This is a genomic window from Pseudomonas yangonensis (genome assembly GCF_009932725.1).
Classification (GTDB): domain Bacteria; phylum Pseudomonadota; class Gammaproteobacteria; order Pseudomonadales; family Pseudomonadaceae; genus Aquipseudomonas; species Aquipseudomonas yangonensis.
On the sequence record NZ_BLJU01000046.1, the window covers coordinates 1 to 347 of the forward strand.

Annotated in this window: 1 pseudogene; it reads right to left on the reverse strand. The window is 64.8% G+C overall.

The annotated features are described in order from the left end of the window. Positions 1-227: pseudogene (locus tag GYB81_RS23300) on the reverse strand (formyltetrahydrofolate deformylase); the annotation flags it as partial. Between the last annotated feature and the right edge of the window lie 120 nt (positions 228-347).

The window sequence follows — 347 nt, forward strand, 5'->3', positions numbered from 1 at the left end:
GGCGCCAGACGCTCGGCCACTCCGGCGCGAAACGCCGCCTCGTCGAAACCTTCCGGCTGGCGGAACTCGACACGGATGAAGAAGCGCGAGGACAGCCGGTCGTCGAACGAATGGTGCTCGGTGACATAGCAGCGTTGCTCGAACAGAAAACGCGTCACCGCATCCACGGTACCGAGCACGCTCGGACAATGAGCGGTGAGAATCCAGGTGTCGGGGGTGCGGCTCATAATAGACTCCGAGACAAACCCCGTTGCTTTCCCCCCCTCCCCCATTCATGGCAAAGGGGCCCCGGGACAGGGCTATCCGAACTAACGCAGCCTGCCCTCCCCCCCCCCCCGCCGGAAGCC